Annotated in this window: 18 protein-coding genes; 11 read left to right on the forward strand and 7 right to left on the reverse strand. The window is 70.5% G+C overall.

The window, feature by feature from the left end; genetic code table 11:
* Positions 1–44: 44 nt before the first annotated feature.
* Genes ACFHYQ_RS20945 through coaA form a run of 5 tightly spaced genes read right to left on the reverse strand, consistent with a single transcriptional unit; the run spans position 45 to position 4,517 of the window.
* Positions 45–761 (reverse strand): ABC transporter permease, encoded by a 717-nt coding sequence (locus tag ACFHYQ_RS20945; protein ID WP_394302826.1) that lies wholly within the window; start codon positions 759–761, stop codon positions 45–47.
* Positions 758–1,723, reverse strand: a complete 966-nt coding sequence (locus tag ACFHYQ_RS20950) for an ABC transporter ATP-binding protein (RefSeq protein WP_394302827.1) — start codon at positions 1,721–1,723, stop codon at positions 758–760. The genes ACFHYQ_RS20945 and ACFHYQ_RS20950 overlap by 4 nt, the downstream gene beginning before the upstream one ends.
* Positions 1,720–2,589 carry an ABC transporter permease gene (locus tag ACFHYQ_RS20955; RefSeq protein ID WP_394302828.1) on the reverse strand — a complete coding sequence of 290 codons (870 nt, stop codon included), beginning with the start codon at positions 2,587–2,589 and terminating at the stop codon, positions 1,720–1,722. The genes ACFHYQ_RS20950 and ACFHYQ_RS20955 overlap by 4 nt, the downstream gene beginning before the upstream one ends.
* Entirely contained in the window at positions 2,586–3,539 is a 954-nt protein-coding gene (locus tag ACFHYQ_RS20960; RefSeq protein WP_394302829.1) for an ABC transporter ATP-binding protein, read from the reverse strand. The genes ACFHYQ_RS20955 and ACFHYQ_RS20960 overlap by 4 nt, the downstream gene beginning before the upstream one ends.
* 54 nt (positions 3,540–3,593) lie before the next feature.
* On the reverse strand, positions 3,594–4,517 hold the full coding sequence (gene coaA, locus ACFHYQ_RS20965; protein ID WP_394302830.1) for a type I pantothenate kinase: 924 nt from the start codon (positions 4,515–4,517) through the stop codon (positions 3,594–3,596).
* A 90-nt stretch (positions 4,518–4,607) separates the two neighbouring features.
* On the opposite strand from coaA, the gene ACFHYQ_RS20970 reads away from it, so the two are divergent.
* The 10 genes from ACFHYQ_RS20970 to tsaD all read left to right on the forward strand — a co-directional run bounded on the left by ACFHYQ_RS20970 (position 4,608) and on the right by tsaD (position 13,435).
* Positions 4,608–4,961, forward strand: coding sequence for a holo-ACP synthase (locus ACFHYQ_RS20970; protein ID WP_394302831.1), 354 nt, complete (start codon positions 4,608–4,610; stop codon positions 4,959–4,961).
* Between the two features lie 54 nt (positions 4,962–5,015).
* Complete coding sequence (locus ACFHYQ_RS20975) at positions 5,016–6,524, forward strand: NAD(P)H-hydrate dehydratase (RefSeq protein ID WP_394302832.1); 1,509 nt, start codon at positions 5,016–5,018, stop codon at positions 6,522–6,524.
* A gap of 87 nt (positions 6,525–6,611) precedes the next feature.
* Positions 6,612–7,787, forward strand: a complete 1,176-nt coding sequence (gene alr, locus ACFHYQ_RS20980; RefSeq protein ID WP_394302833.1) for an alanine racemase — start codon at positions 6,612–6,614, stop codon at positions 7,785–7,787.
* A gap of 24 nt (positions 7,788–7,811) precedes the next feature.
* A complete protein-coding gene (locus ACFHYQ_RS20985; RefSeq protein ID WP_394302834.1) occupies positions 7,812–8,864 on the forward strand; it encodes an alpha/beta fold hydrolase in 1,053 nt (350 codons plus the stop codon).
* A complete protein-coding gene (gene tsaE, locus ACFHYQ_RS20990; RefSeq protein WP_394302835.1) occupies positions 8,861–9,373 on the forward strand; it encodes a tRNA (adenosine(37)-N6)-threonylcarbamoyltransferase complex ATPase subunit type 1 TsaE in 513 nt (170 codons plus the stop codon). The genes ACFHYQ_RS20985 and tsaE overlap by 4 nt, the downstream gene beginning before the upstream one ends.
* A gap of 267 nt (positions 9,374–9,640) precedes the next feature.
* Positions 9,641–10,366 (forward strand): hypothetical protein, encoded by a 726-nt coding sequence (locus tag ACFHYQ_RS20995; RefSeq protein WP_394302836.1) that lies wholly within the window; start codon positions 9,641–9,643, stop codon positions 10,364–10,366.
* A 2-nt stretch (positions 10,367–10,368) separates the two neighbouring features.
* Positions 10,369–10,935 (forward strand): class F sortase, encoded by a 567-nt coding sequence (locus ACFHYQ_RS21000; protein ID WP_394302837.1) that lies wholly within the window; start codon positions 10,369–10,371, stop codon positions 10,933–10,935.
* A gap of 194 nt (positions 10,936–11,129) precedes the next feature.
* Positions 11,130–11,882, forward strand: coding sequence for a tRNA (adenosine(37)-N6)-threonylcarbamoyltransferase complex dimerization subunit type 1 TsaB (gene tsaB / locus ACFHYQ_RS21005; protein ID WP_394302838.1), 753 nt, complete (start codon positions 11,130–11,132; stop codon positions 11,880–11,882).
* Between the two features lie 73 nt (positions 11,883–11,955).
* Positions 11,956–12,411, forward strand: a complete 456-nt coding sequence (rimI, locus tag ACFHYQ_RS21010) for a ribosomal protein S18-alanine N-acetyltransferase (protein WP_394303022.1) — start codon at positions 11,956–11,958, stop codon at positions 12,409–12,411.
* Entirely contained in the window at positions 12,398–13,435 is a 1,038-nt protein-coding gene (gene tsaD, locus ACFHYQ_RS21015) for a tRNA (adenosine(37)-N6)-threonylcarbamoyltransferase complex transferase subunit TsaD (RefSeq protein WP_394302839.1), read from the forward strand. Before rimI ends, tsaD begins: the two co-directional genes overlap by 14 nt.
* A 58-nt stretch (positions 13,436–13,493) precedes the next feature.
* Here tsaD and ACFHYQ_RS21020 read toward each other — a convergent pair whose 3' ends face one another.
* Positions 13,494–14,111, reverse strand: coding sequence for a TetR/AcrR family transcriptional regulator (locus ACFHYQ_RS21020; RefSeq protein WP_394302840.1), 618 nt, complete (start codon positions 14,109–14,111; stop codon positions 13,494–13,496).
* Between the two features lie 136 nt (positions 14,112–14,247).
* Between ACFHYQ_RS21020 and ACFHYQ_RS21025 the strand changes: the two genes are divergently transcribed.
* Positions 14,248–15,381, forward strand: coding sequence for an FAD-dependent oxidoreductase (locus tag ACFHYQ_RS21025; RefSeq protein ID WP_394302841.1), 1,134 nt, complete (start codon positions 14,248–14,250; stop codon positions 15,379–15,381).
* On the opposite strand, the gene ACFHYQ_RS21030 is transcribed toward ACFHYQ_RS21025, so the two are convergent.
* Positions 15,368–16,639: a class I SAM-dependent methyltransferase gene (locus ACFHYQ_RS21030; RefSeq protein ID WP_394302842.1), complete on the reverse strand. Its 1,272-nt coding sequence runs from the start codon at positions 16,637–16,639 to the stop codon at positions 15,368–15,370. The genes ACFHYQ_RS21025 and ACFHYQ_RS21030 overlap by 14 nt on opposite strands.
* Positions 16,640–16,689 lie beyond the last annotated feature (50 nt).

Raw genomic sequence — 16,689 nt, forward strand, 5'->3', positions numbered from 1 at the left:
CGCTGCGAGAGGAGCTCAACCGACTGATCTCCCAGTCGTCTTTCCTAGTCGTCGCCGGTCAGGGAGAGGCCGCGCAGGCGCCGGCCGGCCCACAGCAGCGCGCCGACCGTCACGATGGCCATGGCCGGTACGGCGAAGCCGAGCGTGACGTCCGTGGAGAAGAAGGGCGACGTCGAGAAGTGGTCCGCGACGGACTGGGCCCACTGCTGGATGGAGAGCTTACGAGCCCCGGGGACGTAGCCGCCGACCACGCCCTCCCATACCAGGGCGTAGATGACCCCCACGGTCACGGCGTGCCGGGTGACCACGCCCAGCAGCAGGAACACCGCGGCGTAGGCCACGCCGCCGAAGAGCGCCCCGAGCGTGAAACCGTACGCGACGCCCGATTCGGCGCCGGTGAGCAGGTAGGCGGCGATGAAGGTCGGCAGCGCGGCGAACACGACGAGCAGCGAAGCGGCCACCGCGAACTTCGTCACCGCGATCACGGGCCGGGAGATCGGCTTGGCCAGCAGGTGGATGATCGTGCCGTCCTCGATCTCCGGCGCGATCACGCCGGTTCCCGCGATCAGTCCGAGCAGCGGCAGCATCGTGCCGATGGCGAACGTCTTCATCAGGATCACGGCCGTGTGCTCGTCCGGCCCGTCGACCGCTCTGAGCAGCGCGGCCATGCCGATCAGTGCCGTCGGCAGCAGCACCAGCAGCCAGATCCGCTTCCGTCCGAGCATCGCCCGGTAGGTGATGTCGGCCACCACAGCGTTCATCGGGAGCCCCCAGAGGTCGGGCCGCTGATCAGATAGGAGAAGACGCTCTCCAGGTCCTCGTCGGTGGGGGAGACCTGCCACAGGTGGACGCCGATGTCACGGGCGACCTTGGGCAGCAGCCGGGTGAAGCGCCGGAAGTCCACCGTCTGGACCTCGATGCCCTGCTCGGTCAGGGCGACCGCGCTGGAGGAGGAGTCGGAGATCAGCGCGGCGGCCAGTCGCCGGTCGTCGCTGGACCTGACGTGGAAGAGGTGCGGCCGGTCGGTCATCCGGCGCCGGATCTCGCGGTAGTCGCCCGACGCCGCGTGCCGCCCGGCGACCAGCACCTCGATCTGCTCGGCGACCCGCTCGACCTCTTCGAGGATGTGCGAGCTGAACAGGATCGTACGGCCCGCCCGGCCCATGTCGCGGACCAGATCCATGAGGTGCATCCGCTGCCGGGGGTCCATGCCGTTGAACGGCTCGTCGAGGAGCAGCACCATCGGGTCGTGCACCAGGGCGGCGGCCACCTTGACCCGCTGCCGCATGCCCTTCGAGTAGGTCTCGATCCTGCGGTCTTTGGCGGCGGTCATCTCCACCAGGTCGAGCGCCCGCAGGGCGGCGTCCGCCGGAGACGGCAGCCGGTGCAGCCGGGCGGCGGAAAGCACGAACTGCCAGCCGGTCAGGAAGCCGTACACGGCCTCCTTCTCGGGGACCAGGCCGACCAGCCGGTAGATCTCGTGGTTGCGCCAGATCGGCTGCCCGTTCAGCGTGGCCGTACCGGTCGACGGGGCGAGGAAGCCCGCCATCATGTGCAGCAGCGTGGACTTTCCGGCGCCGTTGGGGCCGAGCAGGCCGGTCACGCCGGGGCCGATCGTCATCGTGACATCGTTGACCGCTACGACGTTGCCGTACCAGCGGGACACCTGGCCGAGCTCGATGACGCCCTGCCGGGTGGTCGTGGGAGAGGTCGTCATGGTCATGCGGAGGCGGCCTTCCGGTAGCGCAGGAGGATGCCGGTCGCCGCGAGGGCTCCCACGGCCACCAGGATCAGGACCGGCCCCGGGCCGTTCGGGTAGCCGTTCGACGCCGCGACGCCGAACAGCGCGGACTGTACGGCTTCGACCAGGAAGAACGGATTGATCAGCAATGCCCAGGCGGCGGTGTCGTCCCGTCCGGTCGCCGACAGGACGAGGTAGAACACCCCGGCGACGGCCGAGGTGAACAGATAGAACGCGATCACCGACGCCACGCCCAGCCCGCGGCGCGGGGTGACGGACGCCAGCGCGATGCCGATCAGGGCGAGCAGCAGGGCCAGGATGACCGCGCCGCCCATCGCGGCGGCGTAGTCGCCGGTGTGGAGCGGCCCGGGCAGGTCGACGAGCAGCTCGCCGACGAACAGGACCGTGAGCGGCACGGCCAGCAGCAGGAACAGCGCGACCGTCAGCGCCGCCGCCTTGGCGATCACGTAGTCGATGACGCCGAGGGGGCGAGACAGGTACAGCGGCAGCACGCGGAACCGCAGGTCGGGCGCGACGAGGTACGGCGACTGCGCGGCCATGAAGATCGCGATGACCGGCTGCATGACGACCGCGTAGGTCGGGTATTCCGTGCCCAGCTCCGGCCGTTTCAGGATGGCCATGGCGGCGATCGTCACCGCGGCGGGCAGCAGCATGATGACCATCAGCAGGATCGGGATGATCTTCGCGCGGGCCGGGCGGCCGAGGCCGAACGCGCCGCGCAGGCTGTGTACGGCCAGGGCGTACACGGCGTTGGCGCGCCCCAGCCGCGGGCCCTCGTAGTGGCGGTATCCGATGTCGTGGATGACCGCGGTCGGCTCGGAGGTCATACCGCCGGCTCCTTCGGCGCGGGGTCCTTGGCTGTGTTCTCTTTGAACACATCCTCGATGCGGCCGCGGCGCTGCTCCAGCCGCACGAGATGGAGGTCGAGATCGCAGACGGCGTCGCGGACGGCGTCGAACGTGCGGGCCGGGTCGGCGTCCGGCGGCACCTGCACGGTCAGCAGCCTGCCCTGTACGGCCACCGCCTCGCCCATCCGGCCGAGGCGCTCGGCGAGGGACTCCAGCCCGTCCTCCACCTCGATGGCCACCGCCTGCGTGGTCCGGGTGAACTCGCGGATGGCCGAGGAGCGCAGCAGCCGCCCCCCGTCGATCACGATGACGTGGTCGCAGACCCGCTCGAGCTCGCCCAGCAGGTGCGAGGTGACCAGCACGCTGATGCCGAACTCGATGCCGATGCGCCGGATCAGCGCGAGCATCTCGTCGCGGCCCTGCGGGTCGAGACCGTTGGTCGGCTCGTCGAGGAAGATCAACTTGGGGTCGTGGACGAGCGCCTGGGCGAGCTTGACCCGCTGGCGCATGCCGGTGGAGTAACCGCCGATGGGCCGGTACCGCTCCTCCTGGAGGCCGACGTGGCGCAGCGTGTCGGCCGCGCGTTCGCGGGCCGCCGTACGCGGCAGGCCGGACATCCTGGCCATGTGGACCACGAACTCGGTGGCCGACATGTCGGGCGGCAGACAGTCATGCTCGGGCATGTAGCCCACGGCCCGCCGGATCCGCGGGCCCTCGGTGGTCGCGTCCATCCCGAGCACGCTCGCCCGGCCGGACGTCGGGGCGGCGAGGCCGAGCAGGATCTTGATCAGCGTCGATTTGCCCGCGCCGTTGGCGCCGACCAGGCCGGTCACCCCCGTTCCGGCCGACACCGTCAGCCCGTCGAGTGCCGTGACGCGGGGGAACCGCTTGGTCAGGCCCTCGGTCGCGAAGCATGTGCTCGCTGTCATGATCCGCACCCTACCCAGCGACCGGGCCCGGCGCGCGGCCTCCGCACGTGCCCTTCAGGTACGGCGGAGCCGTACGTGACGGATGGAGTGGTCGGAGCCCTTCCGCATGATCAGGCCGGCCCGGCCGCGGGTGGGCGCGATGTTCTCGATCAGGTTGCGTTCGTTGATGTCGCGCCACACGTTCCTGGCGAACGCGGTCGCCTCGTCATGGGAGAGCGCCGCGATGTGGTTGAAGTACGACTTGGGGTCGGAGAAAGCCGTACGGCGCAGCTTGTGGAAGCGGTCGACGTACCAGTTCCTGATGTCCTCGACCCGGGCGTCCACATAGATCGAGAAGTCGAAGTAGTCGCACACGGCGAGCGAGGCCGGCGGCGCCGGCTGGAGGACGTTGAGACCCTCCACGATGAGGATGTCGGGACGGCGTACCGTCTGCGTCGCGCCGGGCACGATGTCGTACTCCAGATGGCTGTAGACCGGCGCGTCGACCGCGGGGTGACCGGCCTTGACGTCGGCGACGAAGCGCACCAGCGCCCGCCGGTCGTAGCTCTCGGGGAAGCCCTTGCGGTGCATGATCCCGCGCTCCTCCAGCACCTTGTTGGGGTAGAGGAAGCTGTCGGTGGTGATCAGATCGACCCGCGGATGCTCGGGCCAGCGGGCCAGCAGCGTGTGCAGGAGGCGGGCCGTGGTCGACTTGCCGACCGCGACGCTTCCCGCGATGCCCAGCACGTACGGCAGGGGTGAGGCGGACTCGCCCAGGAACGCCCCGACGGCCGCGCTGCGCTGGCGGGAGCCGGTGAAGTGCAGATTGAGCAGCCGGGCGAGCGGCAGATAGATGTCCGTCACCTCGGCGAGGTCGATCGGGTCGTCGACGCCGCGCAGTTCGGCCAGCTCCGCCTCGGTCAGCGTGAGCGGCGTGTTCTTCCTAAGGTCACGCCACTGCTCCCTGCTGAGCTGGACGTATGGGTCCCCACCTGCCACGTCGGCCAAGCGTACCCATGGCCCGAGGGCCGACCGCCGGGGGGTGCGCGTGGCGTGTGCATAGCCTGTGGAGGAGCGTACGCTGACGGCGTGATCGTGGGCATCGGGGTGGACGTGGTGGACGTGGCCCGCTTCGCCGCCGTGCTGGAGCGCACGCCTGCCCTGCGCGGCCGCGTGTTCACCCGGGGCGAGCGTGGGCTCGCGGTGCCGTCGCTGGCCGCGCGGTTCGCCGCCAAGGAGGCGGTCGCCAAGGCGCTCGGCGCGCCGCCGGGCCTGAGCCACCACGACGCTGAGATCGTCATCGGCGAGTACGGCAGGCCGAGCCTGCGGATCACCGGCCGGGCGGCGGAGGTGGCGGATGGCCTGGGCGTCACCCGATGGCACGTGTCCCTGACCCACGACGGCGGCGTGGCCGTCGCCTACGTGATCGCCGAGTCCGGGTGACGGTTGTCCACAGGGCGATCGCGATCTAGGTTTCTGGAGGCTACCGTCGGACGCATGCGGACCGCCTACACCTCTGACCAGATCCGCGCCGCCGAGTTGGCGCTCATGGCGAAACTGCCTGAGGGAACGCTGATGGGCCGGGCCGCCGCCGGGCTCGCCGCCGTCTGCGCCGGACTGCTCACCGGGGTCCGCGGCCGGGTGTACGGCTCCCACGTCGTCCTCCTGATCGGCAGCGGGGACAACGGCGGTGACGCGCTGTACGCGGGCGCCCGCCTGGCCCGCCGGGGCGCCCGGGTCGTGGCGGTCCTTGCGGGATCGCGCGTGCATGAGGGCGGCCTGGCCGCACTGCGGGCAGTCGGCGGCAGGGCGACAGACCTACGCGTTCCGATCCCGGAGCAGGCGCGTGAACTGATCCTCGAAGCCGACCTCGTCGTGGACGGGCTCGTCGGCATCGGCGGCAGCGGAGCGCTGCGCGAGCCGTACGCCACGCTGGCCGGGCTGACCGCGCAGGCCTCCGGCCTGGTCGTCGCGGTGGACGTGCCGAGCGGGGTGGACGCGAGCACCGGGGGGGTGGACGGCGCCGCGGTGCGGGCCCAGGTGACCGTGACCTTCGGCGCGTACAAGAACGGCCTGCTCATCGATCCGGGGGCGCGGTTCGCCGGAGCCGTGGAGTTCGTGGACATCGGGCTCGGGCCATATCTCCCGGACCCCGGCGTCGCCGCGCCGACCGGCGAGGACGTGGCGGACCTGCTTCCCCGGCCGGGCGCCGAGAGCGACAAGTATCGGCGCGGGGTCGTGGGCATCGCGGCGGGCAGCGACCGGTACACAGGGGCGGCCGTGCTCGCGGTCGGCGGAGCCGTACGGGCCGGGGCCGGCATGGTCCGCTTCGTGAGCTCGGCGGAGCCGGTGCGTCTGGTCAGGGCCCGCTGGCCGGAGGCGGTCACCACGATCGTCGCCGATCCGCTCGGGGGGAATCCCGTCGAAGAGGTCGGGCGCGTGCAGGCGTGGGTGCTCGGCCCGGGTCTGGGGACCGGCGCCGAGGCGCACGCGGTGGCCCGTGCCGTGCTGTCCACCCAGGTCCCGGTGCTCGTGGACGCCGACGGGCTGACGCTGATCGCGCGGGACCGGGGGCTGCTGCGCAGGGACGCCCCCACCTTGATCACCCCGCATGCCGGTGAGCTGTCTCGCCTGCTCGGTGTGCCGAGGGAGCGGATCGAGGCGCGGCGTCTGGAGCACGTACGGCGGGCCGCCGCCGAACTGGGCGTGACCGTGCTGCTCAAGGGATCGACCACGCTGGTCGCCGAGGAGGACCGGCCCGTGCGGGTCAACACCACCGGCACGCCGTGGCTGGCCACCGGCGGCACCGGCGACGTGCTGGCGGGCATCGCCGGGACATTGCTGGCGGGCGGGCTCAGCTGTTACGACGCCGCCTCCGGCGCGGCGTACGTCCACGGGCTGGCGGCGCGCCTCGCGGTGCGCGGTGATCTGGCTGGGCGGGCCGAGGCCCCGATCGCCGCCCTCGATGTGGCACAGGCGCTCCCCGAGGCGCTGCGCGTCCTGTGACACCGGTCACCCTGTTATCGGGTCGTGATGCCCGTCGCGGTGTGGATCGCGTCCCGCTCAGTCGGGCCGACCTGCCACACTGGGAAAGTGAACTTTGCGACAACGCACCTGGTCACCCCTGCCGAGGCACGGGTGGATCTGGGCGCGGTACGGCACAACCTCGGGGTCCTGGCCGGACACGCCGAGGGCGCGGAGACGATGGCGATCGTCAAGTCCGACGGCTACGGCCACGGCGCCGCCGCGATCGCGGCTGCGTGCCTGGAGGCGGGAGTCTCGAGACTCGGCACCGCCCTTCTCTCCGAGGCGCTGACGCTGCGCGAGGCCGGCGTGACCGCGCCGATCCTCGCGTGGCTCATCACACCCGGAGAGCCGCTCGACGAGGCGGCGCTGCGGGAGATCGAACTGTCGGCCGCGGCGCCCTGGGCGATCGACGAGATCGCCGCCGCCGCGCGCCGCACCGGCCGCCCGGTGCGCGTACACCTCAAGGTGGACACCGGGATGTCCCGGGGTGGGGCGTCGGCGACCGACTGGCCGTCGCTGGTCAAGCAGGCGCTCGCGGTACAGGCCGAGGGCGCGATCGAGATCGTCGGCATCTGGTCGCACCTCGCCTGTGCGGACACGCCGGAGCACCCGGCCAACAAGCTTCAGCTCGTGGCATTCGACGAGGCGCTCGCCGTCGCGGACGAACTGGGGGTGTCCAGCGGTGCGATCCGGCACATCGCCAACTCGGCCGCCACCGTGACGCTCCCGCAGGCCCGGTACGACATGGTCCGTCCGGGCCTCGCGACGTACGGTCTCAGTCCGGTTCCCGAACGCGGCGATTTCGGGCTCCGCCCGGCCATGACCCTCGTCGCGCGGCTGGCGAACGTGAAGCGCGTGCCCGCCGGTTCGGGCATTTCCTACGGTCATCTGTACGTTACTGACCGTGAGACCACGCTTGGCCTCGTTCCGCTCGGGTATGCGGACGGCATCATGCGATCTGGTACAAATCGGGTCGAAGTGCTAGCGGCAGGGAAGCGCCGGCGGGTCGCGGGCCGGGTGTGCATGGACCAGTTCGTCATCGACCTCGGCGATGACTCGGCCGATGCGGGGGACGAGGTGATCCTGTTCGGGCCCGGGGACCGCGGCGAGCCGAAATGCCAGGACTGGGCGGATTCACTGGGCACGATCACTTATGAGATCGTGACGAGGATCGGTTCCCGCGTGCCCCGCGTTCACTCGGCCGGGGTTGATCCGGCCGGGGTTGATTCGGTCGGGCGCTGAGTCGCGGTTACGAGGAGGGCAGGTATGGGCACACGTCGTAAGGTCGGGATCGCGGGAGCGGTCGTCGGCGCGGCTTCGGCGGGCGCGGCAGTGGCCACGCTTGCCAAGCGGTACGCCGTCGGACGGATCCGGCTACGGCCCGACCTGGAGGCGAGCGAGCCCTTCGGCGAGTTGCGCGGACAGCCGGTGGCGCTGACGACGTCCGACGGCGTGTCGATCCAGGCCGAGGTCGACGGCGTCGAGGACGCTCCCCTCACGGTCGTCCTGTGCCACGGTTACTGCCTCTCGTCGGACTCCTGGCACTACCAGCGACGCGACCTGCGCGACACCCATCGGCTGGTGCTGTGGGACCAGCGATGTCACGGCGCCTCAGCCCGGGCGCACGCGGACGACTGCACCATCGACCGGCTCGGCGAGGACCTCGCCCTCGTCCTTCAGGAACTGGTCCCCGGGCCGTGCGTGCTGGTCGGCCACTCGATGGGCGGCATGACCATCATGGCGCTGGCCGAACGGCGGCCCGAACTGTTCGGCGACAAGGTCCGCGGGGTGTCGCTCATCGCCACCTCCGCCGGGAAGCTGGCCGAGGTCACCCTTGGCCTGCCCGCCCTGGTGTCGAGGATGGTGCACATCGCCATCCCGTCCGCCGTTTCGGTCATGCGCCGCCGTGGCGCGCTGGTCGACCGGGGACGCGAGGCGGGGACCGACCTGTCCTTCCTCGCGCTGCGCCACTTCGCCTTCGGCGACGCGAAGAACGTGAGCCCGACCCTGGTGGACTTCGTCGAGTCGATGATCCGGGGCACCCCCTCCGAGGTGATCGCCGACTTCTACCCGGCCCTCATGTCGCATGACAAACTGACCGCGCTCGACGTGCTGAACAAGGTTCCGACCGCGATCATCGTAGGTGATCGCGACTGGCTGACCCCGGTCGACCACAGCCGGGCGATCGCGGCAGCCGTACCGACCGCACAGCTGACCACTGTGCCGGACACCTCTCACATGGTGCAGCTCGAACGGCCCGACCTCGTCAACGAGGCGCTGCGCGAACTGCTGAAGCGAGCAGAGCGGGGGAACGGATGACCGACAGGCCGGAGTCCCGGGAGTTCCGGGCGGCGAACGCGGAGGAGACACGGGAACTGGGTGCCCGGATCGCGACGCTGCTCGGACCCGGTGATCTCGTCGTGCTCACCGGACCGCTCGGCGCGGGCAAGACGACGCTCGTGCAGGGCCTCGCCGAAGGGCTGAAGGTACGCGGTCCGATCACCTCGCCGACCTTCGTGATCGCCCGGGTCCACCCGTCGCTGTCCGGCGGCCCCGCGCTGGTGCACGCGGACGCCTACCGGATCGGCGGCGCACTGGAGATCGACGACCTCGACCTCGACGCCTCGCTGGCCGAGTCCGTCACCGTCGTCGAATGGGGCGAGGGCCTGGTCGAGGGCCTTTCCGAGGACCGCCTGGAGATCCTCATCAAGCGATTCGAGGGCGAGGAGCATCATCTCGAAGATGAGGGCCATCGTTCCGAAGACGAGGAGCGGATCGTCCGCCTCACCCCCGTCGGCCCCCGCTGGGCCGACATGACCCTCGCCTGATCCACCACCTCCCCACCACCCGGACCTCAGCCTCACAACCCCTTAACCCCGCCCGTGATCTTGAATTTGCTCGCACGGACCCTATCTGACCTGGCCGAACAGCTTTCATGATCTTGCAGTTTCTCGCACGGTGTGCCGTTGATCTGCGTGAACGCCTTGCGTGATCTTGCAGTCGTGGACAGGGGGACGGTCCAAAACGAAGATCTTGAGTCATGAATTGGCCTAGATTTTCGGGGTAAGGGATCCGGCGTGGGAGGGGTGGGGCCGATGGGCAGGGCCATGCGGGGCGCCGCGGCGGGGGCCGTCCTCCTCGCCGCGGTCGGATGTACGGCCCAGGCCGACGCCGGAGCGTCCGGCTCCCAATCCGGGACGGCGCAGCCCACGCCGACAGAGTCCGTACGGAGTTCCCGGCAGGACATTCGCGTCACGGTGGACCCGAAACGGATCGTCGGCGGCTCGACCAAATCCAACGACATCATGGCGACCGTTCTCATCACGGCGGCGTGCCCGTTGCCGCGGGGTGGACCTGAATATCGGGCGACCGCCAGGTCCGACGCCTTCACGGGCCTTGTCACGCTGGTGCCGCCGGCACGGCGGCCGGGGAAAACCGGCACGGCGACGTCCTCGCCCACCCCCGCTGCCGTCGTGCCGGAGGTGCGCGGCAGCGCGGTGATCAGGGCGAACGCCAAGCCGGGTGGCTACCGGGTGCAGGTGCGCTGCGAGGCCACCAACGACATCGGCGATGCCAGGTTCCGCATCGTCGAGCCCAAGCCTGAGCCTGAGACGACTCCGACCAAGACGAAGAAATACCCCACCAGGGCGCCGCACGCGGGCGGCGGCGGCACGGCCGCGGGCGGCCCGGCCGACGATTCCGCCCTGCCGATGGGCCTGACCATCGCCGTGCTGCTGGCCGCCGCCGGCGTCGGCGTCGTCGTGGTGCGCAGGCGTTCCGCGCCCCATCGACCCGCGCCCCGCCGACGTTCTGGGGACTGACCTTGGCGGTTCCCACCCGGTGGGTGGTCGTGGCGGGCATCGTCACCGGGTTCGCGATGTTCGTGCTGGCCGGTCCCCAAGATGACACCGAGAGTGGTACGGCTCAGCCTCGACGGGCGTCGTACGTCGTGCCCGAGCGGATCGACATCCCGGCGCTGAAACTCCAGGCCCCGCTGGTGAAGCTCGGTCTGACGACAGAGGGAGATGTCGAACTGCCGCCGTTCGACAAGCCGTCGGCCGCGGGTTGGTACACGGGCAGTGCCGTACCCGGCGATCCCGGCGCATCGGTGATCATCGGACATGTCGACACCAAAACGGCGCCCGCCGTGTTCTTCCACCTGCGCGATCTGAGCGCGGGCGCCGCGGTGAAGGTGCTGCGCAGCGACGGCATGACCGTGTCGTACCGGGTCGATTCGGTGGAACGCGTGCCCAAGGAGCGGTTCCCGGCCGAGCGTGTCTACGCGGAGGACGGCCTGCGGCTGATCACGTGTGGCGGTTCCTTCGACTGGTCGCGACATGAATACCGGGACAACGTCATCGTCTATGCCTCCCGGGCCGGCTCCACCTGATCCGCGCACGTTCCTGATCCGGCAACTGCAAGATCATGAACGTGATAATGCCTGGTCGGAGGATATGAGTGCGAGTTTCTGCAAGATCACGGAGGGTGAAGGCGCAGGTCGTACGGCACGGCCGCGAGAATTCGCAAGATCACGGGGGTGAGTGGGGGTGGGGTGGGGCGGGTGAAGGACTACGCTTGACGTTCGTGCTTGTCTTGGCCTTCGACACCGCGACCCCCGCCGTCACCGCGGCCCTGCACGACGGCGATCATGTGGTGGCCGAGTCGACCACCGTCGACGCGCGCCGCCACGGGGAGCTTCTCGCTCCCGCGATCGAACAGGTCCTGCGGGACTCCGGCGTGAGACTCCGGGACGTCACCGCGATCGTCGCGGGGACCGGACCGGGGCCGTACACGGGATTGCGGGTAGGCCTGATGACCGCCACGGCGCTCGCCTCGACGATCGGGGCGCCGGCGTTCGGGGTGTGCACGCTCGACGCGATCGCGTACGCGACCGGGCAGACCGGGCAGACCGGGCAGACCGGAGAGATCGACGGGCCGTTCCTGGTCGCCACCGACGCGCGCCGCAAGGAGGTCTTCTGGGCACGGTACGGCGACGCGGTGACCCGCCTCGACGGGCCGCGCGTCGACCGGCCGCACGACCTCCCGCCGGACCTGCCCGTGGTCGGGGCCGGTGCCCGCATGTACGCGGAGACGATCGGCGCCGACCGGGTCGCGGGCCCCGAGCATCCTTCGGCCGGCGCGCTGGCGGCCCTCGCGGCCGGGCGGCTCGCCGGGCTGACAGCCGAAGAGGCCGCCGAACTCGCCGAGATGCCGGACGGCCGCATCGACTCGGTGGAGAAGGCGCGTGAGCTGGGCGTGCTCGGCCCGCCCCGGCCGATCTATCTGCGCAGGCCGGACGCCCAGATCCCCGGAGCGCCCAAGCGCGTGACGGCGTGAGCGTGGTGGACCTGTGACCGACGGCACTTCGGGGCGGAGCGGCACGGCCGGACAGACCGTCGTGCTGCGCCAGATGCGCATTGAGGACCTGCCCGCGGTGATGGAGATCGAGCGCGGCACGTTCCCGGCCGACGCGTGGAGTGAGTCGATGATGCGCGGTGAGCTGCGGGACCAGCCACGCACCCGGCACTATGTGGTCGCGGAGGCGGGTGGGGAAATCGTCGGATACGCCGGGCTCGCGGCCGCGGCCGACCAGGCCGACATCCAGACGATCGCGGTCCTGGCCGGGCACCGCCGCTCCGGTGTCGGCGCCGCGATGATGGACGCGCTGCTCGCGGAGGCCGTACGACGCGGCGCGCGGTCGGTGTTCCTCGAGGTGCGCGCCGACAACGCCCCCGCACAGGCGATGTATGAGCGGTTCGGTTTCCAGCCGCTCGGGCTGCGGCGACGCTACTACGACGACGGGATGGACGCGATAACGATGGTGAAGGAGCTGGATCGAACGGGGGAGCGCCATGAGCAGGACTGACGAGCCGATCGTCTTGGGGATCGAGACTTCCTGCGATGAGACCGGCGTGGGCATCGTCCGCGGTCACACGCTGCTGGCCAACACGATCGCCTCCAGCATGGACGAGCATGCCCGGTTCGGCGGCGTGGTCCCGGAGGTGGCCTCACGCGCCCACCTGGAGGCGATGGCGCCGACGGTGGAGGGCGCGCTGGCCGCGGCGGGCCTGCGGCTGTCCGACGTCGACGCGGTCGCGGTCACCGCCGGACCCGGCCTGGCGGGTGCTCTGCTGGTCGGGGTCGCCGCCGCCAAGGCGTACGCCATGGGCCTCGGTGTCCCGCTCTACGGGGTCAACCACCTCGCCGCGCACGTGGCCGTCGACCAGCTCGAACACGGCCCGCTGCCCAAGCCGGCGATCGCACTGCTGGTCTCCGGCGGCCACTCCTCGCTGCTGCTGGTGCCTGATGTCGCACAGGACGTGGTCTCGCTGGGCTCGACCGTGGACGACGCGGCCGGCGAGGCGTTCGACAAGGTCGCGCGCGTGCTCGGCCTGCCGTTCCCCGGTGGCCCGTACATCGACCGGGCCGCCCGTGAGGGCTCGGGTACGGCTGTCGCGTTCCCCAGGGGGAAGTACGACGACGGCACGCTGGACTTCTCCTTCTCCGGGCTGAAGACGGCGGTGGCTCGGTGGGTGGAGGCACGTGAGGCGGCAGGAGAGCCCGTGTCGGTGGCCGACGTGGCCGCGTCGTTCCAGGAGGCGGTCGTCGACGTGCTCACCCGCAAGGCGCTGCAGGCCTGCGCGCGGTACGACGTCAAGGACCTTCTGATCGGTGGCGGAGTGGCGGCCAACTCGCGGCTGCGGGTGCTGGCGCAGGAGCGCTGCGACGCGGCGGGAGTGCGGCTGCGGGTGCCCCGGCCCGGGCTGTGCACGGACAACGGCGCGATGGTCGCCGCGCTCGGAGCCGACCTGGTCGCGGCCGGCGTGGCGTCGTCGTCGCTGGACATCCCGGCCGACTCATCCCTGCCGATCACGACCGTCCACGTGTGAACTGACCGATCACCGCCGGCGGCCCGCCTCTCCGTCAGGGCGGATCCGCCTCGATGCGTCAGCTCTGGTGAGGGCCGGCAAGCACATCCTCAGAATCATGGTGTGACCGCCAACCGCGGTTCAGTAGGTCGAACACTGTCTTCACGGCCGCGCGTGGATCGTGTCGACCCCTGGACAGGGTCGGGATTTCCAGGACGAACCGTGCGAGTGCCGCGCATGCGAGATCGTCCGTCGCCCGGCCGAGTTCCTCGGCGATCACGGCGCCGAGGACGTCCGCATGCCGCATCCACATACGCTCCGCGTACTCGCGGAGCGCGGGTGTCTGGTCCACCAGCGCGTTGAACCGATCTAGACGAGGATCCGAAACGATCGGCACCCAGGAGCTCAGCGCGTGGTCGCGGAGCGCCTCGACCACACCCTGGTCCTTGGGCCGTTCCCGGACGGCGGCGGTCAGCTCTGCCTCAACTTTCTCCTCGCGGTCGAAGACCAGTGCCTCTTTGCTTGGGAAGTGCGCGAAGAGGGTCGTCGTCGACACGTCGGCCCTGTCGGCGATGTCGCGGACGCTCACGCGTTCGAAACCGTGCTCCAGGAAGAGATCCAGGGCGGCGTCGGCGATGGCCTGCCTCGTCGCGGCCTTCTTGCGCTCGCGACGACCAGCGGTCGGAGAGTCGGGCATGGCGTCACCATATCCCAAACCTGGAGTGGAGCAATAACCGTAACGGTTGCACTTATGTACTCGCTTCTGCTTTGGTGGTCTCCGTAGGGGTGCCGCCCGTGGAGATCGCGGCGCCAGACCGACGAAAGGAACCACCGTGGACTCTCCAATGCCCGCGAACGCGCGGATCAGCATCATCGGCGCCGGCCCGGGAGGCCTCACATGCGCCCGCATCCTGCAGCGGCACGGCATCCCGGTGACCGTGTACGACCGCGATCCGGAGGTGAACTCCAGGAACCAGGGAGGCTCGCTCGACCTGCACGAGGAAGACGGCCAGTTCGCACTCCGTGAAGCGGGCCTGCTGGAGGAGTTCTTCGCGCTCGCCAGGTTCGAGGGGCAGGAGATGCGCCGGATGGACCCGGTGGGGAGCATGCTTTCCCACCATGTGCCGGACGAGGGCGAAACGATCAGCCCCGAGATCGACCGCGGCCAGCTTCGCGGTCTCCTGCTGCGCTCACTCGCCGCGGGGACGGTTCAGTGGGGACGTACTCTCGAATCTGTGAGCGGACCGGCCGAGGGGCCGCGAACGTTGACGTTCGCCGACGGGACGGCTGTTGAGGCGGATCTCGTGATCGGTGCGGACGGCGCCTTCTCCCGTGTCCGCGCTGCCGTGTCGCCCGCGACGCCGTACTACACCGGGGTCGGTTTTCTCGAGGCATGGTTCGAGGACATGGAGAACGCGCACCCCGAGCTGTCCGAGTTGGTCGGGAAAGGCAGCGCCCACGCGGCCGACGGGGAGCGCGGCCTCTTCGCGCAGCGGAACAGCGGCGGCCACATGCGCGTCTACATCATGCGGCGCGTCCCCGTGGACTGGATCGCGGTCAACGGGCTACGCCCCGAGGACACCGAGGGCATCCGCGCACATCTCCTCGGCGAGTACGCGTCCTGGTCACCCCGGATGCTCCGGTTGATCACTGACAACGACGGCGCCTACGTCGATCGCCCGCTCTTCGCCCTGCCGGTGTCGCACACCTGGGAGCACTCGCCCAGTGTGACGCTTCTCGGAGACGCCGCGCACCTCATGCCGCCGTTGGGCGTCGGCGTCAACCTCGCCATGCTCGACGCTGCCGAACTCGCGCTCGCACTCGTTCGCTCCGCCACCGTCGATGACGCCGTGCACGGCTACGAGAAAACGATGCTTGCGCGCTCAGCTGAAATTTCCCGGCTTCTCGAACACGGCGCCGACTCCCTGCTGGCCCTGCCCGACCTCGGACCGTTCAGTCGGGTTTGACCGGGTGACATAGCAGGGCGTACGGCCGATCTCCGATTCGAGTCAGTGTGATCACTGTCGAATTTGCCCCGGAAAGCCGGAGGTCTTTACGCAGTCGTTCGATATCGACCGCCGATCCGCGTTTCTTGATGGTGACGTTTCCGATGTCCCGCTCCCGGAGCGCCACGCGCAGCCGCTTGAGCGAGAAAGGCATGACGTCGGTGATCTCGTAGCATGCCGCCCATTCGGTTGCGACGGCACGGTCACCGGTGATGTAGGCGATCCGCGGGTCGAGCAGGTGTCCTTTGACGATCTCGGCGACCTCCGCCACCAGGTGCGCCCGGATCGCGGCTCCGTCGGGCTCGTAGAGGTACCGGCCCACCGGCCCGGCGGCCACCTCGGCGCCGGTGGACGTCAGTGTCGCGCCGGAGGGCAGCAGCGTCGCCCGGCGGCCCTCCGTGCCCGTCCCGGTCCAGGCGGTCCCGGTCCAGATGGCCGCTTCCTTCACCTCGCCCTTGTAGGAGACCCATTCGGCCTCCGCGCCGTCCGGGATGAACTCGTACGGGATGCCCGGGGCGACCTTCACGCAGGCGACAGGCGCCCGGGCGACCAGTTCGAGCACCGTCGGCCAGGCGGGGGAGTAGGCCATCGGGTCGAATACGCGGCCCCTGACGCTCCGCCTGGCCGGATCGGCGAACATCAGGTCATATCCGCGGGGATCGCACTGCGCGGCGTCCGCCGTACGGACCCGGACCGGGGCGGGCAGGTCCGGTGAGGACAGGCCCAGCGCGGAGGCGTTGGCGCGGGCGACCTCGGCGGTGAGCGGGTCGAGATCCACCGCGTCCACCGGGCAGCCGGCGCGGGCGAGCGCGACGAGGTCGCCGCCGATCCCACAGCACACGTCGAGCACCCTCGGCCCCGTTCCCGCCGCCGTGGCCGACTTCGAGCCGAGTGCCGCGATCCGGCGGGCGCGGTGTGCGGCGACCTCGGCGCGGGTGGCCTGTTCGAGGCCGTGCGGGGTGAAGTACATGGCGGCCGCGTCCGCGCCGAACTTGGCCTCGGCCCGGCGGCGCAGCGTCGCCTGGGTGAGCGAGGCCGAGGTCAGCGCGGGGGAGTATGTCCTGCGCAGCGCCGTGACCGCGGCGACCGGCTCGGCGCCGGCGGCCACGAGATCCACGGCCTCGGCCAGGGCCCGGCGTCCTTCGGGCGCGAGTAGTTGGCGAAACGCGTCGAGGTCCACGCCCACCGACGCTACCGCTGATCGGAGGCTTCCGGTCATGCCCCATCTGACCTGCGAGGCGGGTTCGTGTTGACTGTCCGGGCGCACTT

Source organism: Sphaerimonospora cavernae (assembly GCF_042435035.1).
GTDB classification, from domain to species: Bacteria; Actinomycetota; Actinomycetes; order Streptosporangiales; family Streptosporangiaceae; genus Sphaerimonospora; species Sphaerimonospora cavernae.